2 protein-coding genes are annotated in these 1,073 nt (G+C 70.3%); both read right to left on the minus strand.

Annotated features, from left to right (window positions below):
* A partial coding sequence (locus tag ABEA93_RS42000) for a hypothetical protein (protein ID WP_345681291.1) occupies positions 1 to 834 on the minus strand: 834 nt, incomplete at its 3' end.
* An 18-nt stretch (positions 835 to 852) separates the two neighbouring features.
* A partial coding sequence (locus tag ABEA93_RS42005) for a hypothetical protein (RefSeq protein ID WP_345681292.1) occupies positions 853 to 1,073 on the minus strand: 221 nt, incomplete at its 5' end.

A 1,073-nucleotide genomic window follows, 5' to 3' on the forward strand; every position in this document is an offset into this window, starting at 1 on the left:
GCGGCGTTCGGCTGCGGCGTCCAGGAGTTCGGCGACGGTACGCCTGCTCTGCGCGGGTGAGTCCGGCGTGTGGAAGCGCCGCAGGATCTCGGTACGCACGTGGGCGTCGTGGCCCTCGGCGACGCGCAGCAGGTAAGCGTTCCTCTCGGCATCGGGCAGTGCGGCGATCCGGTCTCGCAGGCCGGGACCGGTGGCGGGGGCGTCCGCCCGGGCCGGGCCGGCGTCGGCGGCGACCGCGAGCAGGTCGCGGTCCAGGCGCAGGAAGTCGGCGAGGGCGCGCTGGGGGCTGGTGAGGGTGGACAGCCCGGCGGGGAGCGGGGGTTCGGGGACGCCGTCGAATGCGTCGTCGAACGTGTCCTCGTCGCGTTCCCAGGTGCCGATGCCGGCGAGCCAGGCCAGGTAGAGCGGACGCAGGTCACCGGCGGCGAGTTCAGCCCGTACACCGACGAGCCCCGACAGGGCGCCTTCCAGGTCGTCGTCCCACTCGGCGTTCTCGTCCTCGCTGGTGAACGACAGGACCACGTTGCCCTTGTGTTTCGAGGCCTCGGCCAGGGGTGCGACCTCGTAGCGCGCAGCGGTTTCCGGGTCGAGCAGGTTCGCGGGGAGCTTCAGCATCAGGTGCCGGGTGCCCCAGTTCGCGAAGTACAGGTGGGCGTCGTAGTAGCGCTCCACCAGGGTGCGCGGGTTCCCCTTGAAGTCACCCCACTGGTAGTCGTTGACGAAGTGCGTGCGGCTCATCCGCGCCCGAGTGGACAGCGCCCGCACCGCGGCGAACTCCTCGTCGTCCAAAGGTCGGTCGACCGCGACGAACTCGTAGTACTGGTATTCGCTCACGTGTGTCCCTGCCGATGTTCAGCCTGTCCAGTGCCGGTGTGCCGCGATCCATTCAGCCCCGTCGGGCAGCGGGTCGGGTAGCGGCAGATCCAGCAGTCCGACCCTCTGGCGGTGCCGACCCGCCACGCACACCGCGACGATGCCGCCGTCCACGCCGACGTCGACTTTCCTGACGACGACCGGGACGCCGAGTACCTCGGTGGTGAACGGCACCGCGAGGTGCTCTTCGAGCATCGTGA

This window comes from Yinghuangia aomiensis (assembly GCF_039542225.1).
In the GTDB taxonomy this organism is placed as follows: domain Bacteria; phylum Actinomycetota; class Actinomycetes; order Streptomycetales; family Streptomycetaceae; genus Yinghuangia; species Yinghuangia aomiensis.